This is a genomic window from Pseudomonas jessenii (assembly GCF_002236115.1).
GTDB classification, from domain to species: domain Bacteria; phylum Pseudomonadota; class Gammaproteobacteria; order Pseudomonadales; family Pseudomonadaceae; genus Aquipseudomonas; species Aquipseudomonas jessenii.
In genome coordinates this window covers 191,777-216,662 of record NZ_NIWT01000002.1, presented here as the reverse complement: position 1 = coordinate 216,662, position 24,886 = coordinate 191,777, and the positions used below count along the sequence as shown (strand labels likewise).

The following is a 24,886-nucleotide window of genomic DNA, read 5'->3' as shown; positions in this document are numbered from 1 at the left end:
TAGTCGCTGGCAAATTGCCCCACTTTTAATAGAACAAGGAATGCGCAGTGAAAAAACTCTTTGGCGCCTCGCTTATCGCCGCTGGCCTGGCCCTGGGCAACATCGCCCAGGCTGCACCGACCCTGCTCAACGTTTCCTACGACGTGATGCGCGATTTCTACAAGGACTACAACACTGCGTTCCAGAAACACTGGCAAGCCGAGCATAACGAAAACATCACCCTGCAAATGTCCTTCGGCGGCTCCAGCAAACAGGCGCGTTCGGTCATCGACGGCTTGCCGGCCGACGTCATCACCATGAACATGGCCACCGACATCAACGCCCTGGCGGACAATGGCAAACTGGTCCCGGACAACTGGGTCACGCGCCTGCCGAACAACAGCGCGCCGTTCACCTCGGCCACCGTGTTCATCGTGCGCAAGGGCAACCCGAAAACCCTGAAAGACTGGCCTGACCTGCTCAAGGACGGCGTTCAGGTCATCGTGCCAAACCCGAAAACCTCCGGTAACGGTCGCTATACCTACCTCTCGGCCTGGGGCTACGTGCTGAAAAACGGCGGCGACGAGAACAAGGCCAAAGACTTCGTCGGCAAACTGTTCAAGCAAGCGCCGGTACTCGATACCGGTGGCCGTGCCGCCACCACCACCTTCATGACCAACCAGATCGGCGACGTGTTGGTGACGTTCGAGAATGAAGCGGAAATGATCGCCCGCGAGTTCGGCCGTGATCAGTTCGAAGTCATCTACCCAAGCGTTTCCGCCGAAGCCGAGCCACCGGTGTCGGTAGTCGACAAGACCGTCGACAAAAAAGGCACCCGTGCAGCGGCCGAGGAATACCTGAAATACTTGTGGTCGCCGGAAGGTCAGGAAATTGCCGCGGCAAACTACCTGCGCCCGCGTGACCCAGCCGTGCTGGCCAAGTACACCGACCGTTTCCCGAAAGTAGACTTCCTGTCGGTCGAGAAGACCTTCGGCGACTGGCGCACCGTGCAGAAGACCCACTTCAATGATGGCGGGGTTTTCGACCAGATCTACAGCGGCAAGTAATCGACTGAAACACTGCAACTTCTATGGGAGCGAGCTTGCTCGCGATGACAATTGAACAGTCAGCATCGTCGTTGACTGCCATTACGCTATCGCGAGCAAGCTCGCTCCCACAGGTTCTGCGACCTCCCGCTACATCGGCGGCGTCACGCCATCCTTGCCCGCCGAAATGGATTGGGCGGTGAGCGTGCCGTCAGCGCCCTGCGTCACAAAGGTCACGATCTTCACGAACAAGATGTAAGTGAATGTATCATTCACCCTCGATGCTCTGACGCAAGACACACACGTTCGTCAGTCATTCCGCAATGGAATGATTGCTATCACTCCAATCCCACTTCCGCCGTTTCAGTCAGCCCATTAGCCTGCGCGCATTCCTTTCCGTACAGCGAGACCCGTTATGAACCCAGCGACCCAGGTGCCCCACGGCACCACGACAATGACCCGAGGCATGGTGCTGCTGTTCGCCTTCTGCTGCGGCGCCATTGTCGCCAATATCTACTACGCCCAGCCGATCATCGGCCTGATCGCGCCGGACATTGGCCTGACCAACACCATGGCCAGCCTGATCGTTTCCTTGACTCAGATCGGCTATGCGCTGGGACTGTTTTTCCTGGTGCCGCTGGGGGATCTGCTGGAGAACCGCCGGTTGATGATCATCACCACGCTAGTGGCAATTGTCAGCCTGCTAGGTGCGGCGTTTACCGACCAGCCGAACGTGTTTTTGCTGATTTCGCTGTTGGTGGGCTTCAGTTCGGTTTCGGTGCAAATCCTGATTCCGTTGGCCGCGCACCTGGCACCGGAAGAAACCCGTGGTCGTGTGGTGGGCGGGATCATGGGTGGGTTGTTGCTCGGCATTCTGCTGGCCCGACCGGTGTCCAGCGTGGTGGCCGACCACTTTGGCTGGCGGGCGATGTTTGTGATTGCCGCAGTGTTGATGGCGGCCATCAGCATCGTGCTGGCCGTGACCATTCCCAAGCGTGAGCCTGATCACAGCGCGTCCTATGGCCAGTTGCTGGGCTCGCTTTGGACGCTTTTGCGCAAGCAACCGGTCCTGCGCCAGCGTGCGTTTTACCAAGGCTGCATGTTTGCCACCTTCAGCCTGTTCTGGACCGCCGTGCCGCTGGAACTGGCGCGCAATCACGGTTTGTCGCAAAGCGAGATCGCGATCTTCGCCCTGGTCGGGGCCATCGGCGCCATTGCTGCCCCGATCGCCGGTCGCCTGGCCGATGCCGGTCACACCCGCATCGCATCGTTGCTGGCCCTGCTGTTCGCCAGCCTGAGTTTCATGCCGGCGTTTATCCATCCGGCCTACAGCGTCATCGGCCTGGCGGTGACCGGCGTGGTGCTCGACTTCTGCGTGCAGATGAACATGGTCCTCGGCCAGCGCGCGGTCTACGCCCTCGACGGCAAAAGCCGCAGCCGCCTGAATGCGCTGTACATGACCAGCATCTTCATCGGCGGCGCCTTCGGCTCTTCGGTGGCCAGCGCGTTGTACGAACACGGCGGCTGGTTGTGGATCGTGATCGTCGGCAGCGCTTTTCCGCTGTTGGCGTTGTTGCGGTTCTTGAGTGTTTCGCAGAAGGCTTCGCTGGCGACGGCGTAAGCCTCAAAACCCGGTCGGATCGCCGCCCGGAGCAGGCTCGCTCCCACAGTGGATCGGCCGTTCAACAAGGCCGGCGAGGAGCAATCGGTCATCTTCAGTGGCCGGATCCGCGTCAATGCCGCCGAAGGCCTGCGAGAAGCCGTGCTGGCCCACCAAGGGCTGGCCATGGCCTCGCAATGGATGTTTGCGCCGGAACTGGCCGACGGTTCGGTTCGGGAAGTGATGAAGGACTGGACACTGCCGGACCTGGATTTGTGGACGGTTTTCCCTACGGGGAGAATGGCCAGCGCCAACGCTCGGGCATTCGTGGAGTATGTGCAGGGGTTGTTGGCCTGGAAGGCCTGAAAGGCAGCCGGGAGTTACTCGTCAATGCAGACCAGCAACCGTTCGACCGTTTGCTCAAGCGGCCCTGAGTTGTCGAGCAAGTGCACGGCCGGGTCCTCCGCCAGCAATTGCTCGCAGAATCGGGCATTGCGTGCCAACCGCTGATCGATCTCGATCGGCGATTCCCGCCCGCGTTCCAGCAAGCGCTGGCGCAGTACTGCCTGATCCACAGTCAACAACAGCACCAACGCGTTCGGATAGCGCTGGCGCGTGTTCTGCAAATGCCCTCGAGAGCCATTGATCAGCACGTCCTGCCCGGCGGCCAGCCAATCGTCGATTTCCCGCGGGATGCCATAGGACAACCCGTTGGCGTGCCAGCTCAGGGCAAACGCGCCCTGGGCCTCCATTTCGGCGAACTGCTGTTCACTGACGCCCAGCGCCGCTTCGCCCACGGCTTCTGCCGAACGCGTGATGACCCGCCGCACGACGCGGCAGCCTCGTTCGGCCAACCGTGTACGCGCGGCATCCAGCAGGCTGTCCTTGCCCGAACCTGAAGGCCCGATGAGATAGATCAACCTGCCCGCCATCAAACCACCCTCTTCATTTTTCGACCTGTTTGCCGGCCCCACGGCAGACCGTCCTGATTGCGCTTGCGCCAGATCAGCCCGCAGGCCCCGCGTATGATCCATCACCGACACCGGTTGCACCAGCGGGTTTTCCAGCGGGTCACGGTTACGCTGAGGGTGTCCTCGCAGCGCAGGTCAATCCGGCGTTGGAGGCTGTGGGTGCTTGGCTTGCCTGCGGTGGCGGAGTGTTTTTACCGGTGTACATATCCGTTTCTGCGGTCACGGCCATTTAGGGTTCCGCCCTTATGTATGGACTCATTCAGGCCGCCATCGCGAGCAAGCTCGCTCCCACAGAATTCAGCAGTGACCCACCCATCACATTCCGGCAGGCACAAAAAAGGCGACCCGAAGGTCGCCTTTTTTGCGTTACTGCCCGAATTTCCGTCCCAGGCCACCCGGTACACCCTGGATGTCAGTATCTTCCCACGGCCCTTGCGGACTAATCGACCGACTCCAACCATTATCCCAGCGGTAATAGGTACGTTGGCGATAAAAGGTATTGGGCTGGTCATCAAGCACATACACCCCAAGCTTCGGATCCCAATGGCTATTGCCCCCCGGTGGTGGCGCGAAGCTGGCAGAAGTGCGTGGCAACGGCTTGGAGGGTTTGGCCGGGATGGTCGGCTTGCTCGGTACAGGCGACGTCGATGGCGTGGGGCTAGGCTGCGACGGCGGGAACGGTGGTGGTGCCTGATGTTCCGTTGGTTGCTGGACCGCACAAGCGCTTAACCCCAAAACAGCGCTGAGCAGGGCAATACGAGCAATGGCGGTCATGGTGGCGTTTCCTGTTATTTATCCGGGCTGTCGATGGTCAGTGTCTGCGGCGCGGTGGTGCTGCTGGCCAGGGGCTGGCTGCGACCAATCCATTCGCCGGCGGTCGGTTTGCCGGCACGGGAAATGCGCGCAACCAGTTGGACTTCAGGGAAGTTCGACAGTTTCAATTGCGGCATCATTGCGTCGGCGTCGCCCAGTTCGACGGTCACCGGCAGGTCGGCCACGGTCATGCGCTTGACCGCCAGCGGGGCCGGAGGACCGGAGATCGCACGGGCGAAGATGAACACGCTGTCGCCAGGCTGGACCTTGGATTTGAGGTCCGCGGCCAGATCGACACTGACCTTGAGCAACGCCGAGGCCTTTGCCGCCGGTGCTTGTGCAACCTTGCCGCCACTGGCCACCAGCTTTTCCGTGGCCCGGGTAATTCCGCCTTGCAGCGCCTCGCGGGACTTGTCCTCCGGCGGCAGCTGCGCCAACAGGCGATTCCAGTAATCGATGGCGTCCTGATAACGCTCGCTTTCAAACGCGGCAATGCCAAGCAAGCCAAGGCTGGTGACTTCTTTCGGATCGGTCTTGAGCGCTTCGTCGGTCAGGGCCTGGACCTTGTCCGACCACTTCTTGCCATCGGCGAAGTACTGGGCCTGGGCCCATTGACCGAGCAACTCGGGCTGGCGACCGGCCAGACTCACGGTGCGTTCGAACATTTTCGCCGCGTCCGCCGGGCGATCCTGAGCCATGTAGGTGCGACCGAGGAAATACATGCCTTCAGCGGAATCCGGTTGAGCGGCGACCGCACGTTCCAGGCGCCGCGTCATCTCTTCCATCGACTGGGGTGCCTGGGAGAATTCGCGGGTCAGTTCGACCTTGTCGCTGGCACCGAAATGCAGATACAGGCCCAGGCCCAGCACCGGCACCAGAATGGCCGCCAGCAACGGCAAGGGTTTGCCCAGACGCGACACTCGTGGCGCTTCAGCGCCTTCGGTGTCCGCCAGCAACTCACGGGCAGCTTCGGCGCGACCGGCGTCCATTTGCGCGGCATCGAGCACGCCCTCTTCCTGCTGAGTCTGCAACTCAGTCACGCGCTCCTGATACAGCGCGACGTTCAGGGCGGTACGATCCTCTTCGCACTGGGCGCGACGGCTGCGCAGCACCGGGATCAACAGAAAACTCAGGGCAACCAGAAGCAGCAGACCTGCAGCGAGCCAGAAATCAATCATTCTTGGTTTTATCCAACAGGTGGTCGAGGCGCGAGCGCTCCTCGGCAGAAAGCGAGTCCGGGGTGCCGGCGCGTTGCACGCGACGACGGCGGACGATCACCGCGATGATCACGACACCGCCCAGCAGCAGGCCGGCGGGGCCAAACCAGAGCAAGGCGGTCTTGGCGTTCAGCGCAGGCTTGTAGCGGACGAAATCACCGTAGCGATCGACCATGAAGTCGATGATCTGCTGGTTGTCCTTGCCCTCGCCGAGCATGCGGTAAATCTCTTTGCGCAGGTCGGCGGCAATCGGTGCGTTGGAATCGGCGATGTCCTGATTCTGGCACTTGGGGCAACGCAGCTCCTTGGTCAACTCGCGGAAACGCTCGCGGTCTTCTTCCTTGGCGAACTCGTAGGTGTCGATGGCCGCGTGGGCCACGCCCGCCAGGCTCAAGCCCAGGACAACGGCAGCGAACCAGCGCTTCATGGCTTGACCTCATCGACCAGCGCCTGGTACTTGCCCGCCAGTTTTTCACGCCAGACCTGCTCGTCGATCACGCCGACGAACTTGTCACGGATGATGCCCTTGGCGTCGATGAAGAAGGTTTCCGGTGCGCCGTACACGCCGAGATTCAGGCCCAGCGAGCCTTCGTCGTCACGAATGTCCAGCGCATACGGGTTGTGGAAGTCCTTCAGCCACTTCAAGGCATCAGCGTTGACGTCCTTGTAGTTGATGCCGTAGATCACCACGCCCTGCTGGGCCAGTTTGTTCAACACCGGGTGCTCGACCCGGCAGGAAATGCACCAGGTGCCCCAGACGTTGACCAGCGCCGGTTTGCCCAGAATGTCAGCGCGGGTCAGGGTCTTGTCGCCCTGCACCGACGGCAGGGAAAACTCCGGGAACGGCTTGTTGATCATGGCCGAAGGCAGCTCGGCCGGATCCAGGTACAACCCACGGTAAAGGAATACCGCGACCACCAGAAAAATCGCCAGTGGCAGCAACATCAACCAACGCTTCATGCAGTGGCTCCCGACATGCCCAGTGCTTCGCGCACGCGGCTTTTGACCTTGACCCGATAACGCCGATCCAGCGCCGCCAGCAACCCGCCTGCACCTGTCAGCAAGCCGCCGAACCAGATCCAGCGCACGAACGGCTTGACGTGCACACGCACAGCCCAGGCGCCGTTACCCAGTGGTTCACCGAGGGCGACATAGAGGTCGCGGGTGAAACCGGCGTCGATACCCGCTTCGGTCATCACCGAGTTCTGCACGGTATAGAGGCGTTTTTCCGGGTGCAGCACGCTGATTTCCTTGCCGTTGCGGATCACCCGCACGGTGCCCTTGTCGGAGGTGAAGTTCGGGCCTTCGAAGTGTTTGGCGCCTTCGAAGACGAACTGATAGCCGCCCAGGTCCATGGATTCGCCGGGCGCCAGGCGCAGGTCGCGCTCGGCACTGTTCTGGCTCGACAGCACGACACCCAGCGCACACACGGCGATGCCCAGGTGCGCGATCTGCATGCCCCAGTAGCTGCGGGTCAGGGTTGGCAGTCCTTTGATCAGGCCCTTGTGGCGAGTCTTGTCGAAGATGTCACGCACGCCGGCCAGCAACACCCAGGCAGCGAGCATGAAGGTCGCGAGCACGGCCCAGTTGAAATCGCCGTAGGCGATGCCGGCCACTACGGCCAGCGCGGCACTGCCGAGCAGGACCGGGGTGAGCATGCTTACCAGCCATTTCACCGGAGTGTCTTTCCAGCGCACGATCACGCCGACCGCCATCACCACCATCAGCAATGCCATCAACGGAATGAACAGCGCGTTGAAGTATGGCGGGCCGACGGACAGCTTGGCGCCGGTCATGGCGTCCAGAATCAGCGGATACAAGGTGCCGAGCAGAATCATCGACGCGGCCACCACCAGCACCAGGTTGTTACCCAACAGCAGGGTTTCCCGGGACCAGAGGTTGAAGCCCACCTGGCTCTTGACCACCGGCGCGCGCAGGGCGAACAGCGTCAGCGAACCACCGACCACGAACAGCAGGAAAATCAGGATGAACACCCCGCGCTCCGGGTCGGACGCAAAGGCGTGCACCGAGGTCAGCACGCCGGAACGCACGAGGAAGGTGCCCAGCAGACTCAAGGAGAATGCGGCGATGGCCAGCAACACGGTCCAGCTTTTGAACACGCCACGTTTTTCCGTGACCGCCAACGAGTGAATCAGTGCGGTGCCCACCAGCCATGGCATGAACGAGGCGTTTTCCACCGGGTCCCAGAACCACCAGCCACCCCAGCCGAGTTCGTAGTACGCCCACCACGAACCGAGGGTGATGCCGATGCCGAGGAACGCCCAGGCCACGATGGTCCACGGACGCGACCAGCGCGCCCAGGCGGCGTCCAGGCGACCGCCCATCAGCGCGGCGATGGCGAAGGCGAAGGCCACCGAGAAACCGACGTAGCCCATGTACAGCATGGGCGGGTGAACGATCAGGCCGATGTCTTGCAGCAGCGGGTTGAGGTCGGCACCGTCGGTGGGCATTTGCGGCAGGATGCGCTTGAACGGGTTGGAGGTCATGATCAGGAACAGCAGGAAACCGGTGCTGATCATGCCCATCACCGCCAGCACGCGGGCCAGCATGACCTGCGGCAATTGCCGGGAAAACACCGATACCGCAAAGGTCCAGCCGCCGAGAATCAAGGCCCACAACAGCAGGGAACCTTCGTGGGCACCCCACACGGCGCTGAACTTGTAGTACCACGGCAAGGCACTGTTGGAGTTGTTGGCCACATAGGCCACGGAGAAATCGTCGACCATGAAGGCGTAGGTCAGGCAACCGAAGGCGAACAGCAAGAACGCGAACTGCCCCCACGCGGCCGGCTGGGCCAGGCTCATCCAGAAGCGGTCACCGCGCCAGGCACCGACCAATGGCACCACGGCCTGAACCAGCGCGAAACATAGCGCCAGGATCATGGCCAGGTGGCCCAATTCGGGAATGAAGATTCCAGCTGTCATCAGTTAGCCCTCTTTCGCGGGAGTGGGTGCCGACTGGCCGCTGTCTTTCAACGCCTTGGTCACTTCCGGCGGCATGTACTTTTCATCGTGCTTGGCCAGCACTTCATCGGCCACCACGACGCCGTCAGCGTTGAGTTTGCCCAGGGCAACAATGCCCTGCCCTTCGCGGAACAGGTCCGGCAGGATGCCGCGATAAGTGATGGTCACGGATTTGTTGAAGTCGGTGACGACAAACTTCACGTCCAGCGAGTCGCCGGAGCGCTGCAAGGAACCGGCTTCGACCATGCCGCCGGCACGGATACGCGTGTCCTGCGGGGCTTCGCCGTTGGCGATCTGGGTCGGTGTGTAAAACAGGTTGATGTTCTGCTGCAGGGCACTCAGGGCCAGGCCAACGGCAGCGCCGACCCCGACCAGGATCGCGAGAATGATGATAAGACGCTTTTTACGCAGCGGATTCACTTGCCGTTCTCCCGGCGCAGACGGCGCGCCTCTTGTTGCAGATACCGCTTGCGGGCCAGGATCGGCGCCGCCACGTTGAGGGCCAATACCGCCAGGCAGATGCCATAGGCTGACCAGACATACAGGCCATGATGACCCATGGCGATGAAGTCGCCGAATGAAGCAAAACTCATCGAGCGACCTCCAGGCTGTTTTCGACTTCGGTCTTGACCCAACTGGCCCGGGCTTCGCGCTTGAGCACTTCAAGACGCATGCGCAGCAGCAGGACCGCGCCGAAGAAACAGTAGAAACCCAGCGCCGTCAGCAGCAGTGGCAGCCACATCTCGGCTGGCATCGCCGGTTTTTCGGTGAGGGTGAAGGTCGCGCCCTGGTGCAGGGTGTTCCACCACTCCACCGAGTACTTGATGATCGGGATGTTGATCACACCAACGATCGCCAGCACCGCACAGGCCTTGGCCGCGCTGTCACGATTGCTGATGGCGTTGCCCAATGCAATGAGACCGAAGTACAGGAACAGCAGGATAAGCATGGACGTAAGGCGTGCATCCCAGACCCACCACGAGCCCCAGGTCGGCTTGCCCCAGATGGCCCCGGTGACCAGCGCCACGGCGGTCATCCAGGCGCCGATGGGCGCCGCGCATTGCAGGGCGACGTCGGCCAGTTTCATCTTCCACACAAGGCCGACGATGCCGCACACGGCCAGCATCACGTAGATGGACTGCGCCAGCATGGCGGCCGGAACGTGGATATAGATGATGCGGAAGCTGTTGCCCTGCTGGTAGTCCGGCGGCGCGAAGGCCAGGCCCCAGACCACGCCAACGCCGATCAGCAGCAACGCCGCGACGCTCAGCCAGGGCAGCATTCTGCCGCTGATACCGTAAAACCATTTGGGCGAGCCGAGTTTGTGAAACCACGTCCAGTTCATACTGTTTCCATCACGGTTGCTCTTTACTGTGAAGAGCCAGGGCCTTTACTGATCAATTTTTGACCAGACCTCATTATTCGCCGACGCTGATCTTCAAGCCAGCGGCTATTGCAAAAGGTGTCAGGGTTATCGCCAAGGCGGTCAGGCTGCCAAGCCATAGGAGATAACCGGTCGCCGGCATTCCCTGCAAGGCCGCCTGCAAGGCGCCACTGCCAAGGATCAATACCGGGATGTACAACGGCAGAATCAGCAGTGCCAGCAACAGGCCGCCGCGCTTCAAACCTACTGTCAGCGCCGCACCCACCGCACCGAGCAGGCTCAGTACCGGTGTACCGAGCAGCAACGAAAGCAGCAACACCGGCAGACAGGCGGCAGGCAAACCGAGCATCAGCGCCAGCAAGGGTGCGAGCAAAACCAGTGCCAGACCGGAAAAAGCCCAGTGTGCCAGCACTTTGGCCAAAACCAGAAGAGGCAGGGGGTGCGGCGAAAGGACCCACTGCTCAAGGGATCCGTCTTCGAAATCACTGCGGAAAAGCCCGTCCAGCGAGAGCAGAACCGATAAAAGTGCCGCGACCCAGACCAACCCCGGAGACAAGGTTTGCAACAATTGAGACTCGGGTCCGACCGCCAACGGGAACAAGGAAACGACGATGGCGAAAAACACCAGCGGATTGGCCAGCTCCGCGGGACGGCGAAACAGCAGACGGGCCTCACGGGCGACCAACAGGCCAAAAACACTCATACGGCCCAATTCCCCAGATCGATGTCGCGATAAGCGGCCGGCATCCGGCTCAGCGTGTGGTGGGTGGTCAACACCACCATGCCGCCACGTTCGCAGTGGCCGGCCAGGTGTTCTTCGAGTTGCGCCACGCCTTGCTTGTCGAGAGCGGTGAACGGCTCATCGAGAATCCACAACGGCGGGCTGTCCAGATACAAACGCGCCAGTGCGACGCGACGCCGCTGCCCAGCGGACAGAGTGTGGCAGGGAACATCTTCGAATCCGCGCAATCCGACCGCCGCCAAGGCTTGCCAGATCGCCTCACGGGAGGCCGGTTGATGCAAGGCGCACAGCCAGCTCAGGTTCTCTTCCGGCGTCAGCAGATCCTTGATCCCGGCCGCATGGCCGATCCACAGCAGGTTGCGCGCCAGCTCACCGCGTTGTTCATTCAGCGGCTGGCCGTTGAGCAACACTTGACCGGCGGTCGGCTGCATCAGCCCCGAGAGCAGGCGCAACAGGCTGGTCTTGCCGCTGCCGTTGGGGCCGCTGATTTGCATCATTTCGCCACTGGCCAGTCTCAAATCGAGATTTTCGAAGAGCAGCCGAAGGTCTCGCTCACAGGCAAGGGCAACGGTTTGCAGGACAGGACTGGTCAAGGGATCACGGGCCTTATACGGTTCAAGTCGGCTCTGGCGCGGCCGTTAAAGAGATGCAGCATAGTTGCAATGGCGTCTTGTTCTAGAGAGCTGCGTCAAACAATTGCAAAGTTTTCGCCATTATTGGATACAACGGCGCGGCATTATACATGCCATACCTTACTCTAAAGAGTGCATTTTCCTCAGGTTGTGACCGCGTATGACAGGCGAAATGAACATCCTCCCGCTACCTCAAACCCTCCCGGCGACTTCGCGCCCGCAGGTGGTCAGCGGTGAGTTGCTCAAGTTGCTGACGCCAGTGGAGGGGCTGATCAGCGTCGGTCAAACCGCCCAGGCCGAAGTGTTGTCGCTCAAGCAGGCGGACCAGACTTTCCAGCTGCTGCTCAAGGTCACCCTCGACAGCGGTCGCCAGACCACGGTCCAGACCACCAGCAATCAACCGCTGGCCCAGGGCACCACGCTGGTCGTCACCCAACCCTCTGCCGGCAACCTGGCCGTGACGGTGCAACAGGCCATTGCTTCGAACGTCGCCACCCTCACCCGCCTCGACACCGCGCAACTGCCCGTTGGCACCCTGCTGCAGGGCAAAGTGCTGACCTCGCAAGTGCTACCCCAGGTGCCCGGCCAGCCCATGGTGTTTCGCTCGATGGTGGGCCTGCTCAACACCGCACTGAGCGGCAGCACACTGAGTATCGACAGCCCGCAACCCTTGCGCATCGGCACCTTGTTGAGCGCACAGGTGCAGGACGCCCAGACCGTGAAGTTCGTGCCCCTGAGCAGCCGACAGGAACAACTGGCGGTGACCCAGCAACTGGTCGACCAGCAAAGCCGCCAGGGCTCGCTGGATAGCTTGCTCAAGCGCCTGCAGAACCTTCCGCCCTCGGACCAGACATCCGTTGAATTGCGCAGCGCTGCTGCCCGTTTGCTCGCCGGCTTGCCGGATGTTCAACAGTTGAGCACCCCCAAGGGCCTGGCCCAGGCCCTGGCCAGCAGCGGCATGTTTCTCGAAAGCAAACTGCTGACCGGGCAAAACCCGACGCTCGCGCCGGACATGAAAGGCGATTTGCTCAAACTGGTTGCGCAGTTGAGTCAGGGCTTGCCAGCCAACACCAGCCTCGGCGCGATCATCGCCGCCAATACCCTGGCCCAGGCCATGCCGAATTTTGTCCGCAATGCCCTGGGCATGCTCGGTCAGGTCAGTGCCAAGCCGTCGCCGACCGGTTTCCCGCTGCCCGAACGTCTGTTAAAAGGTGCCGACGGTGAAAACGACCTCGAACACCTGCTTCGCCTGGCCGCCGCCGCGGTTTCACGCCTGCAAAGCCATCAACTGTCGAGCCTGGAACAGACCGGCGTAACCGCCGACGGACGACTGATGAGCACCTGGCAGCTGGAAATCCCGATGCGCAATATGCAGGACATCGTGCCCTTGCAGGTCAAGTTCCAGCGCGAAGACGCCCCCGAAAAACAACAGCCAAAGGAGCGTCGCGAAGAACACGAACCCAAGCAACAGCTGTGGCGTGTGGAGCTGGCCTTCGCCATGGAGCCTTTGGGGCCGCTGCAAATCCAGGCGCAACTGGTCAAGGGCAGCCTCTGCGGCCAGCTCTGGGCCGAGCGGCCATACACCGCCAGCCTGATCGAAAGCAATTTGGCCGGGCTGCGTGATCGCCTGCTGTCCGCCGGCCTGAACGTCGGCGATCTGGACTGCCACCTCGGTACACCGCCCCAAGGCCCGCAAACCCGCCTCGAACAACGCTGGGTCGACGAAACCGCATGAAAAACCCCAACGCCCCACGCCAGGCCATCGCCCTCAAATACGACGGCACCCACGCCCCCACCCTCACCGCCAAGGGCGACGAAGAGCTGGCGGAAGAAATCCTGCGCATTGCCCGCGACTGCGAAGTGCCGATCTACGAAAACGCCGAACTGGTGAGACTGCTGGCGCGCATGGAACTGGGGGACAGCATTCCGCAGGAACTCTATCTGACGATTGCCGAGATCATTGCGTTTGCGTGGAGTTTGAAGGGGAAATTTCCGGCGGGGCAGGATACGGATGCGCTGATGGTCGAGAAGGATATTACCGAGCGCGGGGATGATTATTGAGTTTGCGAGTACGCCATCGCGAGCAGGCTCGCTCCCACAGATGAACTCATGTTCCATGTCCGACATGGAACCATTGTAGGAGCGAGCTTGCTCGCGATGGAGGCATGAGCGCCGCGTTTCTCCAGGAAGCCCGCGTCATCGTTGACGTCCATCGCGAGCAAGCTCACTCCTACAGATGATCTGCGGTGAACACATGTTCTGTGTCCGACATGGAACCATTGTAGGAGCGAGCCTGCTCGCGATGGAGGCATGAGCGCCGCGTTTCTTCAGGAGGTCCGCGTCATCGTTGACGTCCATCGCGAGCAAGCTCGCTCCCACAGATGATCTGCGGTGAACACATGTTCTGTGTCCGACATGGAACCACTGTAGGAGCGAGCTTGCTCGCGATGGAGGCATGAGCGCCGCGTTTCTCCAGGAAGCCCGCGTCATCGTTAACGTCCATCGCGAGCGGGCTCGCTCCTACAGGCTGTCAGTTCTTGTGCAACTTGCTCATCAACTCCGCCTCAGCCTGGGTCAAGCCGCAGGACTGGGTCAGTTCGCTGACGCTGGCGCCCATCCCGACCAGTCGCGCCGCCTGGGCGAACGACAGGCTTGAGGGGTCGCGTTGTTCCAGCTGGGCGAGTTTGTCCGGCAAGGGCGCAACGATCGCCCGCAGTTCATGCAGGTCCTCGCCCATGCGCACATTGCCGTTCTGGTAATCCTCGACGCGCCTGGCCAGGTCCTTGATGCGCTGATCGCGCAGCGCATCACCTTGGGCCTGTTGCGCGGCGATCTGCTTTTGACCGCGAATGTACGCCAGGAACATTGCCAGCGTGCCTGCCCAAAACAGGAACAGGACAATGACCGCAACCTCGAGAATCAATCAGATACTCTCCAGTTCCGACCATTCTTCTTCGCTCATCATCTTGTCGAGCTCGACCAGGATGAGCAATTCGTTGTTCTTGTTGCATACGCCTTGAATGAACTTGGCGGACTCTTCGTTACCCACGTTCGGCGCGGTTTCGATTTCCGACTGACGCAGGTAAACCACTTCGGCCACGCTGTCGACCATGATCCCGACCACCTGCTTGTCGGCTTCGATGATGACGATACGGGTGTTGTCGCTGATCTCGGCATTCATCAGGCCGAAGCGCTGGCGGGTGTCGATCACGGTCACGACGTTGCCGCGCAGGTTGATGATGCCCAGCACGTAGCTCGGGGCACCCGGGACCGGGGCGATTTCGGTGTAACGCAAGACTTCCTGGACGCGCATCACGTTGATGCCGTAGGTCTCGTTGTCCAGCTTGAAGGTGACCCATTGCAGGATCGGATCTTCGGAACCTTTTGCCGCCGTTGCCTTGTCATTCATACCCTGCCCCCTCAAGAAACCGCCCTGGCGGTGTGTGTTCTGTGCAACATCATCAGAGTGACGTCGCCTGTTTTGTTTATTTGACTGATGTCGGTTTGTGGCCCGGCTTGTCGCCGGACATGTGCCGGGCTCCGCCGCTGGCGATCAACTCGGCCAGTGAGGCGACATCGAGCAAGGCGCACATGTGTTCAATTACCGTGCCGGCGAGCCATGGCCGCTGACCTCGGTGACTTCTCCATTTGATTTCATTCGGGTTCAGGCGCAACGAGCGGCTGACCTGATGCACTGCCAGCCCCCACTCGTAGCCTTGCACCGAAATCACGTATTGAAGACCTTGCTTGAAATCGTCGCGGTATCGGTCGGGCATGACCCAACGCGCGGTATCGAGCACCTTGAGATTGCCGGCCTGGCTCGGCAGGATGCCCAGGAACCATTCGGGCTGGCCGAACAATGGGGTCAACTCGTGGCCGGCCAGGGAGTAAATCGACCCCAGGCACACCAGCGGCACCGCCAGGGTCAAGCCGGCGACATCGAACAGCAGGCATTCGAAGGGTTCGGCAGCCCAGGACGGACGACCGTCGGTTTCCACCGGTGGCGGCGTATTGCTTGGCGGCAGATGAACTTCGACGACTGGCGGCACCAGTGCCTGAGGCACTTCGACAACAGCTGGCTCCGGTGCTGGCTGCACCTCGACGGCCGGCGGCACCAACGCCTGGAGCAACGGTGCGATGGTCGATACCGGCGCCAGCATGGGTGTCGGTGCTTCGACCACAGCTACTGGAGCCTTCGCTACCGGCGTGACCACAGGAGCGGGAGCAACCACAATTTTCTGCGCATCGTGGGCCTGTTCTTCGAGCACTGCCGCCTGGAATTCGTCCAGCGCCGCTTCAACCTCGACCACCCGGGGAGGCGCTTCGATTTGTGGCGCAAATTCCTCGGTGATGTCCTGCAGCAAGCTGTCCAGATAAGACTGAAGCGCCAGTTGCGGGCGCGAGGTGGTCTTAAACGGCCGGTTCATGGCTGCCCCCCTGCAGGAGCGAGCTTGCTCGCGAAAAACTGTCGGGAAACGCGATCATCCAGACAGCGCACGTAATCGTTGTCGTCCATCGCGAGCAAGCTCGCTCCTACAGGGATTGGTTTCATCTCATGCCACCTGTGGCACAAGTTGCGCCGCCAGCAAATGCTTGAGCAACGCACGGTAAGCGAGAACGCCACGGCTCTTGCCGTCGAATTGTGAAGGCGTCAGACCGGCGCGGCTGGCGTCGCGCAGGCGCGTGTCCACCGGGATATAGCCTTGCCAGATTTCGTCGGGGAATTTGTCGCGCAGCACGCGCAACGTTCCGAGGGACGCCTGGGTGCGGCGGTCAAACAGGGTTGGCACGATGGTGAAGGGCAGCGCCTGTTTGCGAGAGCGATTGATCATCGCCAGGGTGTTGACCATGCGCTCAAGGCCTTTGACCGCCAGATGCTCGGTCTGCACCGGGATCACCAGTTGCTGGCTCGCCGCCAAGGCATTGACCATCAGCACGCCGAGCAATGGCGGGCTGTCGATCACGGCGTAATCGAAGTCCTGCCACAGTTGCGCCAGGCTCTTGGCAATCACCAGGCCCAAACCGCTCTGCCCCGGCGACTGGCGCTCAAGGGTGGCCAGTGCGGTGCTGGAGGGCAACAGGGAGATGCGCTCGTCACTGGTCGACAGCAGCAGTTGACCCGGCAGGCCTTGGGGCACGTTGCCTTTGTGCAGGAACAAATCGTAGCTGCTGTGCTCCAGGGCGTCGGGATCGTAGCCGAAGTAGCTGGTCATGGAGCCGTGGGGGTCGAGATCGACCACGACCACGCGCTTGCCCGCCTCCGCCAGTAAACCGGCTAAAGCGATGGAGGAAGTGGTTTTACCGACACCACCCTTTTGATTGGCGACTGCCCAGACTCTCATTCGGATTGTTCCTCCCGGCCGAACGGATCGACCGAGAAATAGCTCAACGTGTTAATGCGGGTGACGGAGAATTGACGGCGTTCTCTCGTACCGGCGACTTGACCGGGGTCGGTGCAGTTTGTGTGCCAGCACGCTTCAATGCGGCATCCGGTTGCGCATGGGCGGTTCCGGTGCCGGTCAGGCTGCGGCGAACATCGAGGTTGCGCGACACCACCAGCACCACGCGACGGTTTCGGGCGCGGCCTTCGGCGGTGGCGTTGTTGGCCACCGGCTGAAACTCGCCGTAGCCCACTGAAGCCAGGCGACCGGGGTTCACCCCCTGCATCGCCAGCATGCGCACGATGCTGGCCGAGCGGGCCGAGGACAGCTCCCAGTTGGTCGGGTACTGCGCGGTGCGGATCGGCTGATCGTCAGTGAAACCTTCGACATGGATCGGGTTGTCGAACGGCTTCAGGATCGCCGCGACCTTGTCGATGATGTTGAACGCGATGTCGCTGGGCATGGCGTCGCCACTGCCGAACAGCAGGCTGGAATTGAGCTCGATCTCAACCCACAACTCGTTGCCGCGCACGGTCATCTGGTTGGAGCTGATCAGGTCACCGAACGCCGCACTGATGTCGTCGGCGATGCTCTTGAGCGGATCGCTGGCGCCGGAGACGCCGGCATCGACCTGGTCACTGTCCTTGACCAGCGGCTTGGCCGGGGTCACGGTCTTCGGTCGCTCGTCACCGATCGGGATCGGCTTGAGCGAACGATCGGAATCGGTAAAGACCCCGATCAGCGCCTCGGAAATGACCTTGTACTTGCCTTCGTTGATCGACGAGATGGAGTACATCACCACGAAAAAGGCGAACAGCAAGGTGATGAAGTCCGCGTAGGACACCAGCCAGCGCTCGTGGTTAACGTGTTCTTCCTGATGTCGACGACGGGCCATGAGCTTATTCCCTTAATCCATGAAGCCCTGAAGCTTCAACTCAATGGAGCGAGGGTTTTCACCTTCGGCGATCGACAGGAGCCCTTCCAGCAACATCTCGCGATAACGCGACTGACGTAACGCGATGGATTTGAGTTTGGCGGCAATCGGCAGCAGCACCAGGTTGGCACTGGCCACGCCGTAGATAGTGGCGACGAACGCCACGGCAATACCGCTGCCCAGTTGCGATGGATCAGCGAGGTTGCCCATGACATGAATCAGGCCCATGACCGCACCGATGATGCCGATGGTCGGCGCGTAACCGCCCATGCTTTCGAAGACTTTGGCCGCTTCGATGTCGCGGCTTTCCTGGGTGTAGAAGTCCACTTCCAGAATGCTGCGGATCGCTTCCGGCTCGGCGCCGTCAACCAGCAGTTGCAGGCCTTTGCGTGCGTAGTTGTCCGGCTCGGCGTCGGCGATGCCTTCAAGGCCCAGCAGGCCTTCCTTGCGGGCGGTCAGGCTCCAGTTCACCACGCGGTCGATGCCACCGGCCAGATCGACACGGGGCGGGAACAGGATCCAGGCGAGGATCTGCATGGCACGCTTGAAGGCACTCATCGGCGATTGCAGTAGCGCGGCGCCAATGGTGCCGCCGAGCACGATCAGCGCTGCCGGGCCGTTGGCCAGGGCGCCGAGGTGACCGCCTTCAAGGTAGTTGCCGCCGATGATCGCGACAAAGGCCATGATGATGCCAATCAGGCTTAGGACATCCATCAGATACAGGCCTCGACCAGGTGCCTGCCAATGTCGTCCAGGCTGTACACCGCGTCGGCAAGCTCGGCTTTGACGATGGCCATCGGCATGCCGTAGATCACGCAACTGGCTTCGTCCTGGGCCCAGATCGAACTGCCGCCCTGCTTGAGCAGGCGCGCGCCTTCGCGGCCGTCGGCACCCATGCCGGTCAGGACCACCGCCAGAACTTTGTCACCGTAGGTCTTGGCTGCCGAACCGAAGGTGATGTCCACGCACGGCTTGTAATTGAGACGTTCGTCACCCGGGAGGATTTTCACCGCGCCGCGGCCGTCGATCATCATCTGCTTGCCACCCGGCGCCAGCAGCGCCAGGCCCGGACGCAGGATATCGCCATCCTCGGCCTCCTTGACGCTGATGCGGCAGAGCTTGTCCAGGCGTTCGGCGAAGGCCTTGGTGAAGGCCGCCGGCATGTGTTGAACCAGCACGATCGGGGCCGGGAAGTTGGCCGGCAATTGAGTCAACACTCGCTGCAGGGCGACCGGGCCGCCGGTGGACGTACCGATGGCCACCAGTTTGAAGGCTTTGCGTTTCGGCGCGGGCGACGACGCAGTGGCCGCATGCGTACGCGCAGGGATCGGTGCCGGACGCGCGGGCGCGCTGCTTCCGTAACTGCCGACGCTCGAAGGCGCAGCTGTTGGAGCAGGTGCGGCCACAGGGGCCGGAGCGCTGTAAGTGCTGACGCGACGATTGCTGCGCGAGATGCTCAGGATCTTCTCGCACAACAGTTGTTTGACCTTCTCGGGGTTGCGCGAGATGTCTTCGAAATTCTTCGGCAGGAAGTCCACCGCGCCGGCATCCAGCGCATCGAGGGTGACCCGGGCGCCTTCATGGGTCAGCGAAGAGAACATCAGGACCGGGGTCGGGCAGCGTTGCATGATGTGCCGCACGGCGGTGATGCCGTCCATCATCGGCATCTCGTAGTCCATGGTGATCACATCCGGCTTGAGGGCCAGCGCCTGATCGATCGCCTCTTTGCCGTTGGTCGCCGTGCCGACGACCTGGATATTGGAATCCGCTGAAAGAATTTCCGAGACGCGGCGGCGGAAAAACCCCGAATCGTCCACCACCAGGACTTTGACTGCCATAAACACTCCATTAGATGGAGCGAGGCCAGGCGCCTCGCTCCACCAGAATCAAATACGCCGTGTGGCGTAACGCTTGAGCATGCTCGGAACATCGAGAATCAGCGCGATGCGGCCGTCACCGGTGATGGTGGCGCCGGACATGCCCGGGGTTCCCTGGAGCATTTTGCCCAATGGCTTGATGACTACTTCTTCCTGGCCCACCAGTTGATCGACGACAAAGCCGATCCGCTGCGTGCCCACCGAAAGGATCACCACATGGCCCTCGCGCTGCTCTTCGTGAGCGGCGGAGCTGACCAGCCAGCGTTTGAGATAGAACAATGGCAGCGCCTTGTCCCGCACGATCACCACTTCCTGGCCGTCCACGACGTTGGTGGTCGACAGGTCGAGGTGGAAGATCTCGTTGACGTTCACCAGCGGGAACGCGAACGCCTGGTTACCGAGCATGACCATCAGCGTCGGCATGATCGCCAGGGTCAGCGGCACCTTGATGACGATCTTCGAACCCTGGCCCTTGGCCGAGTAGATGTTGATCGAGCCGTTGAGCTGGGAAATCTTGGTTTTCACCACGTCCATGCCCACGCCACGACCCGATACGTCGGAAATCTCGGTCTTGGTCGAGAAACCCGGGGCGAAGATCAGGTTGTAGCATTCGGTGTCGCTCAGGCGATCGGCGGCGTCCTTGTCCATCACACCGCGTTTTACCGCGATGGAACGCAGCACGTTCGGGTCCATGCCCTTGCCGTCGTCGGAGATCGACAGCAGGATGTGGTCGCCTTCCTGCTCCGCCGCCAGGATCACCTTGCCACCCCGGGCCTTGCCCGAGGCTTCGCGTTCTTCCGGCGACTCGATGCCGTGGTCAACCGCGTTGCGCACCAAGTGGACCAGCGGGTCGGCCAGGGCCTCGACGAGGTTCTTGTCGAGGTCGGTTTCTTCGCCGACCAGCTCCAGGTTGATCTCTTTCTTGAGCTGGCGGGCCAAGTCGCGAACCAGGCGCGGGAAGCGCCCGAAGACTTTCTTGATCGGTTGCATCCGGGTCTTCATGACTGCGGTTTGCAAGTCGGCGGTGACCACGTCGAGGTTCGACACGGCCTTGGACATGGCTTCGTCGCCGCTGTTGAGGCCCAGGCGGACCAGGCGGTTACGCACCAGCACCAACTCGCCGACCATGTTCATGATCTCGTCCAGACGCGCGGTATCGACACGTACCGTGGTCTCGGCTTCGCTCGCCGGCTTTTCCGCCGGTGGCGCGGCCGGGGCACGGGACGATGCCGGTGCAGCAGTTGCCGGGGCCGGCGCTTCGGTTTTTGGCTCGGGGGCCCTGGCCACCGGTTTCGGCGCGGCTGCCTTGGCGGCAGGTGCCGCAACCGAGGCGTTGGCGCCGGTTGCCGTTCCAACCGTCGCGCCCACTTCAGTGAACTTGCCTTTGCCGTGCAATTCGTCGAGCAGCGCTTCGAACTCGTGATCGGAAATCAGATCGCTGCCGGCCGCCACCGCGCTTGGTGCCGCGGGTGCAGGCACAGAAGCAATGGCCGACTCCAGCGCCTCGACAGCAAAATTACCCTTGCCGTGCAGCTGGTCGAGCAGTGCTTCGAATTCGTCGTCAGTAATATCGGAACTGTCGCCAGCCGCTTTCGGGGCTTCTGGCGCAGCCGGTGCCTGGACCACCGCGTCAACGGCGAACTGGCCTTTACCGTGCAGTTGATCGAGCAACGACTCGAACTCGGCATCGGTGATTTCGTCGCTGCCAGCGGCATTGCCGGCAGGCGCTGGAACAGCCGCCGGGGCCTCGGCCTGGGCCTTGACGGCGTTCAGTGAGTCCAGCAGTTGTTCGAATTCATTGTCGGTGATATCGCCCGATTCGCTTTCAGCCACAGGCGCTTCGACCACGGCGACGACAGGTGCGGCAGCCGCCTCGTCAGCCGATTGCGGCTCGGCCAGACGGGCCAGTGCCGCGAGCAGTTCCGGTGTCGCGGCCGTGATCGGGCTGCGTTCGCGGACTTCGCTGAACATGCTGTTCACCGCGTCCAGCGCTTCGAGAACCACGTCCATCAGTTCCGAGTCGACGCGACGCTCACCCTTGCGCAGGATGTCGAACACGTTCTCGGCGATGTGGCAGCACTCCACCAGCTCGTTGAGCTGGAGGAAGCCGGCGCCCCCTTTTACAGTGTGAAAACCGCGAAAAATTGCATTGAGCAAATCCGCATCATCCGGGCGGCTTTCCAGCTCGACCAGTTGCTCGGACAGTTGCTCTAGAATCTCGCCGGCCTCAACCAGGAAATCCTGAAGGATCTCTTCATCGGCGCCGAAGCTCATTAAGGGGGTGCTCCTAAAGGTCTAAAAACCTAAAATGCCTAAAATTCTAAAACCCTAGGCTGGATAGCAAATCGTCCACATCGTCCTGACCGGACACAACGTCTTCTCTTTTATCGGCATGAATCTGCGGACCTTCACCCTGAGAGAGATGTTTTTGTGGATCTTTTTCAGCAAGCATCGCTTCACGGTCATGTTCGATGCCCGCAAAGCGGTCCACCTGACTGGCCATCAGCACGAGCTTGAGCAGGTTGCTTTCAACTTCGGTGACCAACTGGGTCACACGCTTGATCACCTGGCCTGTGAGGTCCTGGTAATCCTGGGCGAGCAGGATGTCGTTCAGGTTGCCCGACACCGCGCGATTGTCCGTGCCGCTGCGCGTCAGGAACCCGTCGACCCGCCGGGCCAGTTCACGAAACTCTTCGGCGCCGACTTCGCGACGCATGAAGCGCCCCCAGTCCGCGCTCAACACCTTGGCTTCATCGGCCAGGCCATTGACCAGTGGTGTGGCACTTTCCACCAGATCCATGGTGCGGTTGGCCGCAGCCTCGGTCAGCTTGACCACATACCCCAGGCGCTCGGTGGCGTCGGTGATCTGCGACACTTCTTCGGCCTGCGGCATGTGCGGGTCAATCTGGAAATTGACGATCGCGCTATGCAGTTCGCGGGTGAGCTTGCCCACTTCCTGATACAGGCCGCGGTCACGGGTCTGGTTGAGCTCATGGATCAATTGCACCGCGTCGCCGAACTTGCCTTTTTCAAGGCTCTCGACCAATTCGACGGCGTGTTTTTTCAGGGTCGATTCAAAATCGCCCAATGAAGTTTCGTTATTGCCCATAGCTCCCCCGTGGCGCACTCATCAACCGATGCGTTCGAAAATCTTCTCGATTTTTTCTTTCAACGCCTGGGCCGTGAAGGGCTTGACCACATAGCCGTTAACGCCGGCCTGGGCCGCTTCGATGATCTGTTCGCGCTTGGCTTCAGCGGTCACCATCAGCACCGGCAGGTGCTTGAGCTTTTCATCGGCACGCACGTGGCGCAGCAGATCGATACCGGTCATGCCAGGCATGTTCCAGTCCGTTACCAGAAAGTCGATGCTTCCGCTGTTGAGCACCGGGATGGCGGTAGTGCCATCGTCGGCCTCGACGGTGTTGGTGAACCCAAGGTCACGCAGCAGGTTCTTGATGATCCGCCGCATCGTTGAGAAGTCATCAACGATGAGGATTTTCATGTTCTTGTCCAATTCGACCTCCAAGCAGTCTTAAACGCGCCCAGCACCTGGACACGCCATTTCAATCAATCCGGCAAAGCACTCAATGACTGTCTGGAGCACAACAGATCGCGACCGGCGCAGTTCAACACCACACCAGCCTCGTTCGCAGTGTCCCCCACACTGCCTTCAGCGCGCTCGCCACTCCCCCAAACGCCCCCGCAAACGGGCCGCGCACTGGCTGTGTAACTGGCTGACCCGCGATTCGCTGACCCCCAGGACCTCACCGATTTCCTTGAGATTCAACTCTTCGTCGTAGTACAGCGCCAACACCAGTCGCTCACGCTCCGGCAAATTGGCAATCGCATCCGCCAGCGCAGCCTGGAAGCGTTCATCCTCCAGGTCGCGTGACGGCTCGACATGAGCACTCGCGCCATCCTCGTGCAGCCCTTCGTGTTCGCCGTCCTGCAACAGGTCGTCGAAACTGAACAGCCGGCTGCCCAGGGTGTCGTTCAAAATCCCGTAGTAATCGTCGAGACTCAATTGGAGTTCGGCCGCAACTTCGTGATCTTTAGCGTCACGGCCGGTTTTAGCTTCAATCGAGCGAATGGCATCGCTGACCATGCGCGTATTGCGGTGGACCGAACGTGGCGCCCAGTCCCCCTTGCGCACTTCATCGAGCATGGCGCCGCGGATTCGTATGCCCGCGTACGTCTCGAAACTGGCGCCTTTGCCGGCGTCATATTTGGTCGACACTTCAAGCAGGCCAATCATCCCGGCCTGGATCAGGTCTTCGACCTGGACACTGGCCGGTAAACGCGCCAGCAAGTGGTAGGCAATGCGTTTAACCAGCGGCGCGTAACGCTCGATCAGCTCGTACTGCGCATCACGTGCCGACTTCTTGTAGAGGTTGTAGCCGCTGGCTGTCATAGAACAGGTCCTGCTGTCTGCTGCACGAGGCGCTCGACGAAAAACTCCAGGTGCCCGCGCGGGTTGGCAGGCAGCGGCCAGGTATCAACCTTCTGCGCGATGGCCTTGAACGCCAGCGAGCACTTGGAACGAGGGAAGGCCTCGTAGACGGCGCGCTGCTTCTGCACGGCCTTGCGCACGCTTTCGTCGTAAGGCACCGCACCGACGTATTGCAGGGCGACGTCGAGGAAGCGATCCGTGACCTTGGTCAACTTGGCGAACAGGTTGCGTCCTTCCTGCGGGCTCTGGGCCATGTTGGCCAGGACGCGGAAGCGGTTCATGCCGTAGTCGCGATTGAGCAACTTAATCAAGGCGTAGGCATCGGTGATCGAGGTCGGCTCGTCGCACACCACCAGCAGCACTTCCTGGGCTGCGCGGACGAAACTGACTACCGAGTCACCAATGCCCGCAGCGGTGTCGATCACCAGTACGTCGAGGTTATCGCCGATATCACTGAAAGCCTGGATCAGGCCGGCGTGTTGCGCGGGGCTCAGATGCACCATGCTCTGAGTGCCGGATGCGGCCGGAACGATACGGATGCCGCCGGGTCCCTGCAGCAATACATCGCGCAGTTCGCAGCGGCCCTCGATCACGTCGGCCAGGGTACGTTTGGGTGTCAGGCCCAGCAGAACGTCGACGTTCGCCAGTCCCAGGTCGGCGTCCAACAGCATGACGCGCCGGCCAAGTTCGGCCAAAGCCAGGGACAAGTTCACTGACACATTAGTTTTCCCGACGCCACCTTTGCCGCCGGTCACCGCGATCACCTGTACGGGATGCATGCTGCCCATGTTATTTCTTTACCTTGTCTTGCATAGACGGAGGCCACATTACTGGCTGCGCGTTCACAAACGGAACAATGCATGGCAGACCATCGAT

Annotated in this window: 27 protein-coding genes and 2 pseudogenes; 5 read left to right on the top strand and 24 right to left on the bottom strand. The window is 61.3% G+C overall.

Annotation, left to right across the window (positions count from 1 at the left end; translation table 11 throughout):
* Nucleotides 1-47: 47 nt before the first annotated feature.
* Entirely contained in the window at nucleotides 48-1,046 is a 999-nt protein-coding gene (locus tag PSJE_RS05585) for a sulfate ABC transporter substrate-binding protein (protein WP_090453867.1), read from the top strand.
* A gap of 129 nt (nucleotides 1,047-1,175) precedes the next feature.
* Here PSJE_RS05585 and PSJE_RS32110 read toward each other — a convergent pair.
* Nucleotides 1,176-1,271, bottom strand: a pseudogene (locus PSJE_RS32110) (hypothetical protein); the annotation flags it as partial.
* A 169-nt stretch (nucleotides 1,272-1,440) separates the two neighbouring features.
* Between PSJE_RS32110 and PSJE_RS05580 the strand changes: the two are divergent.
* Nucleotides 1,441-2,646: an MFS transporter gene (locus PSJE_RS05580; protein ID WP_090453865.1), complete on the top strand. Its 1,206-nt coding sequence runs from the start codon at nucleotides 1,441-1,443 to the stop codon at nucleotides 2,644-2,646.
* Between the two features lie 60 nt (nucleotides 2,647-2,706).
* Nucleotides 2,707-2,991: pseudogene (locus tag PSJE_RS05575) on the top strand (LysR substrate-binding domain-containing protein); the annotation flags it as partial.
* A 14-nt stretch (nucleotides 2,992-3,005) separates the two neighbouring features.
* Here the strand turns inward: PSJE_RS05575 and phnN are convergent.
* From phnN to ccmA, 11 genes are all read right to left on the bottom strand, one after another.
* Nucleotides 3,006-3,557 (bottom strand): phosphonate metabolism protein/1,5-bisphosphokinase (PRPP-forming) PhnN, encoded by a 552-nt coding sequence (gene phnN, locus PSJE_RS05570; protein ID WP_090453863.1) that lies wholly within the window; start codon nucleotides 3,555-3,557, stop codon nucleotides 3,006-3,008.
* 405 nt (nucleotides 3,558-3,962) lie between these two features.
* Entirely contained in the window at nucleotides 3,963-4,370 is a 408-nt protein-coding gene (locus PSJE_RS05565; protein ID WP_079246789.1) for a hypothetical protein, read from the bottom strand.
* Nucleotides 4,371-4,384: 14 nt separating this feature from the next.
* A complete protein-coding gene (gene ccmI, locus PSJE_RS05560) occupies nucleotides 4,385-5,587 on the bottom strand; it encodes a c-type cytochrome biogenesis protein CcmI (protein ID WP_090453862.1) in 1,203 nt (400 codons plus the stop codon).
* Nucleotides 5,580-6,053: a cytochrome c-type biogenesis protein gene (locus tag PSJE_RS05555; protein ID WP_057715860.1), complete on the bottom strand. Its 474-nt coding sequence runs from the start codon at nucleotides 6,051-6,053 to the stop codon at nucleotides 5,580-5,582. The genes ccmI and PSJE_RS05555 overlap by 8 nt, the downstream gene beginning before the upstream one ends.
* Nucleotides 6,050-6,586 carry a DsbE family thiol:disulfide interchange protein gene (locus PSJE_RS05550; protein WP_090453860.1) on the bottom strand — a complete coding sequence of 179 codons (537 nt, stop codon included), beginning with the start codon at nucleotides 6,584-6,586 and terminating at the stop codon, nucleotides 6,050-6,052. The genes PSJE_RS05555 and PSJE_RS05550 overlap by 4 nt, the downstream gene beginning before the upstream one ends.
* Complete coding sequence (locus PSJE_RS05545) at nucleotides 6,583-8,571, bottom strand: heme lyase CcmF/NrfE family subunit (protein WP_057715862.1); 1,989 nt, start codon at nucleotides 8,569-8,571, stop codon at nucleotides 6,583-6,585. The genes PSJE_RS05550 and PSJE_RS05545 overlap by 4 nt, the downstream gene beginning before the upstream one ends.
* Before the next feature lie 3 nt (nucleotides 8,572-8,574).
* Complete coding sequence (gene ccmE / locus PSJE_RS05540; protein WP_008052305.1) at nucleotides 8,575-9,030, bottom strand: cytochrome c maturation protein CcmE; 456 nt, start codon at nucleotides 9,028-9,030, stop codon at nucleotides 8,575-8,577.
* Nucleotides 9,027-9,203 (bottom strand): heme exporter protein CcmD, encoded by a 177-nt coding sequence (gene ccmD, locus PSJE_RS05535; RefSeq protein ID WP_007980758.1) that lies wholly within the window; start codon nucleotides 9,201-9,203, stop codon nucleotides 9,027-9,029. Before ccmD ends, ccmE begins: the two co-directional genes overlap by 4 nt.
* Nucleotides 9,200-9,955, bottom strand: a complete 756-nt coding sequence (locus tag PSJE_RS05530) for a heme ABC transporter permease (protein ID WP_090453858.1) — start codon at nucleotides 9,953-9,955, stop codon at nucleotides 9,200-9,202. Before PSJE_RS05530 ends, ccmD begins: the two co-directional genes overlap by 4 nt.
* Before the next feature lie 73 nt (nucleotides 9,956-10,028).
* On the bottom strand, nucleotides 10,029-10,697 hold the full coding sequence (ccmB, locus tag PSJE_RS05525) for a heme exporter protein CcmB (RefSeq protein WP_007983326.1): 669 nt from the start codon (nucleotides 10,695-10,697) through the stop codon (nucleotides 10,029-10,031).
* A complete protein-coding gene (gene ccmA / locus PSJE_RS05520) occupies nucleotides 10,694-11,329 on the bottom strand; it encodes a cytochrome c biogenesis heme-transporting ATPase CcmA (protein ID WP_090453856.1) in 636 nt (211 codons plus the stop codon). The genes ccmB and ccmA overlap by 4 nt, the downstream gene beginning before the upstream one ends.
* A 199-nt stretch (nucleotides 11,330-11,528) precedes the next feature.
* Between ccmA and fliK the strand changes: the two genes are divergently transcribed.
* Together fliK and PSJE_RS05510 are read left to right on the top strand one after the other, a co-directional pair.
* Complete coding sequence (gene fliK / locus PSJE_RS05515) at nucleotides 11,529-13,103, top strand: flagellar hook-length control protein FliK (protein ID WP_090453854.1); 1,575 nt, start codon at nucleotides 11,529-11,531, stop codon at nucleotides 13,101-13,103.
* Nucleotides 13,100-13,429: an EscU/YscU/HrcU family type III secretion system export apparatus switch protein gene (locus PSJE_RS05510; protein ID WP_057715867.1), complete on the top strand. Its 330-nt coding sequence runs from the start codon at nucleotides 13,100-13,102 to the stop codon at nucleotides 13,427-13,429. The genes fliK and PSJE_RS05510 overlap by 4 nt, the downstream gene beginning before the upstream one ends.
* Nucleotides 13,430-13,898: 469 nt before the next feature.
* Here PSJE_RS05510 and PSJE_RS05505 read toward each other — a convergent pair whose 3' ends face one another.
* The 12 genes from PSJE_RS05505 to fleN form a co-directional block, all read right to left on the bottom strand.
* A complete protein-coding gene (locus PSJE_RS05505; protein ID WP_090453853.1) occupies nucleotides 13,899-14,291 on the bottom strand; it encodes a DUF2802 domain-containing protein in 393 nt (130 codons plus the stop codon).
* The gene (locus tag PSJE_RS05500; protein WP_007980742.1) at nucleotides 14,292-14,777 is read right to left on the bottom strand and encodes a chemotaxis protein CheW; all 486 of its coding nucleotides are present in this window, start codon (nucleotides 14,775-14,777) and stop codon (nucleotides 14,292-14,294) included.
* A 76-nt stretch (nucleotides 14,778-14,853) separates the two neighbouring features.
* Nucleotides 14,854-15,795 (bottom strand): CheW domain-containing protein, encoded by a 942-nt coding sequence (locus tag PSJE_RS05495; protein WP_090453851.1) that lies wholly within the window; start codon nucleotides 15,793-15,795, stop codon nucleotides 14,854-14,856.
* Between the two features lie 126 nt (nucleotides 15,796-15,921).
* Nucleotides 15,922-16,710 carry a ParA family protein gene (locus tag PSJE_RS05490; RefSeq protein WP_008000390.1) on the bottom strand — a complete coding sequence of 263 codons (789 nt, stop codon included), beginning with the start codon at nucleotides 16,708-16,710 and terminating at the stop codon, nucleotides 15,922-15,924.
* 43 nt (nucleotides 16,711-16,753) lie between these two features.
* Nucleotides 16,754-17,644 carry a flagellar motor protein MotD gene (gene motD / locus PSJE_RS05485; protein ID WP_056721611.1) on the bottom strand — a complete coding sequence of 297 codons (891 nt, stop codon included), beginning with the start codon at nucleotides 17,642-17,644 and terminating at the stop codon, nucleotides 16,754-16,756.
* A 12-nt stretch (nucleotides 17,645-17,656) separates the two neighbouring features.
* Nucleotides 17,657-18,397: a flagellar motor protein gene (locus PSJE_RS05480; protein ID WP_057715870.1), complete on the bottom strand. Its 741-nt coding sequence runs from the start codon at nucleotides 18,395-18,397 to the stop codon at nucleotides 17,657-17,659.
* The gene (locus PSJE_RS05475) at nucleotides 18,397-19,521 is read right to left on the bottom strand and encodes a protein-glutamate methylesterase/protein-glutamine glutaminase (protein WP_090453850.1); all 1,125 of its coding nucleotides are present in this window, start codon (nucleotides 19,519-19,521) and stop codon (nucleotides 18,397-18,399) included. The genes PSJE_RS05480 and PSJE_RS05475 overlap by 1 nt, the downstream gene beginning before the upstream one ends.
* A gap of 48 nt (nucleotides 19,522-19,569) precedes the next feature.
* Nucleotides 19,570-21,834: a chemotaxis protein CheA gene (locus PSJE_RS05470; RefSeq protein ID WP_090453849.1), complete on the bottom strand. Its 2,265-nt coding sequence runs from the start codon at nucleotides 21,832-21,834 to the stop codon at nucleotides 19,570-19,572.
* Between the two features lie 46 nt (nucleotides 21,835-21,880).
* Nucleotides 21,881-22,669, bottom strand: coding sequence for a protein phosphatase CheZ (locus PSJE_RS05465; RefSeq protein ID WP_008052267.1), 789 nt, complete (start codon nucleotides 22,667-22,669; stop codon nucleotides 21,881-21,883).
* Between the two features lie 21 nt (nucleotides 22,670-22,690).
* Nucleotides 22,691-23,062 (bottom strand): chemotaxis response regulator CheY, encoded by a 372-nt coding sequence (locus PSJE_RS05460; RefSeq protein WP_003183998.1) that lies wholly within the window; start codon nucleotides 23,060-23,062, stop codon nucleotides 22,691-22,693.
* Nucleotides 23,063-23,230: 168 nt separating this feature from the next.
* Complete coding sequence (fliA, locus tag PSJE_RS05455) at nucleotides 23,231-23,971, bottom strand: RNA polymerase sigma factor FliA (RefSeq protein WP_057715873.1); 741 nt, start codon at nucleotides 23,969-23,971, stop codon at nucleotides 23,231-23,233.
* Complete coding sequence (fleN, locus tag PSJE_RS05450; protein ID WP_008001746.1) at nucleotides 23,968-24,798, bottom strand: flagellar synthesis regulator FleN; 831 nt, start codon at nucleotides 24,796-24,798, stop codon at nucleotides 23,968-23,970. The genes fliA and fleN overlap by 4 nt, the downstream gene beginning before the upstream one ends.
* Between the last annotated feature and the right edge of the window lie 88 nt (nucleotides 24,799-24,886).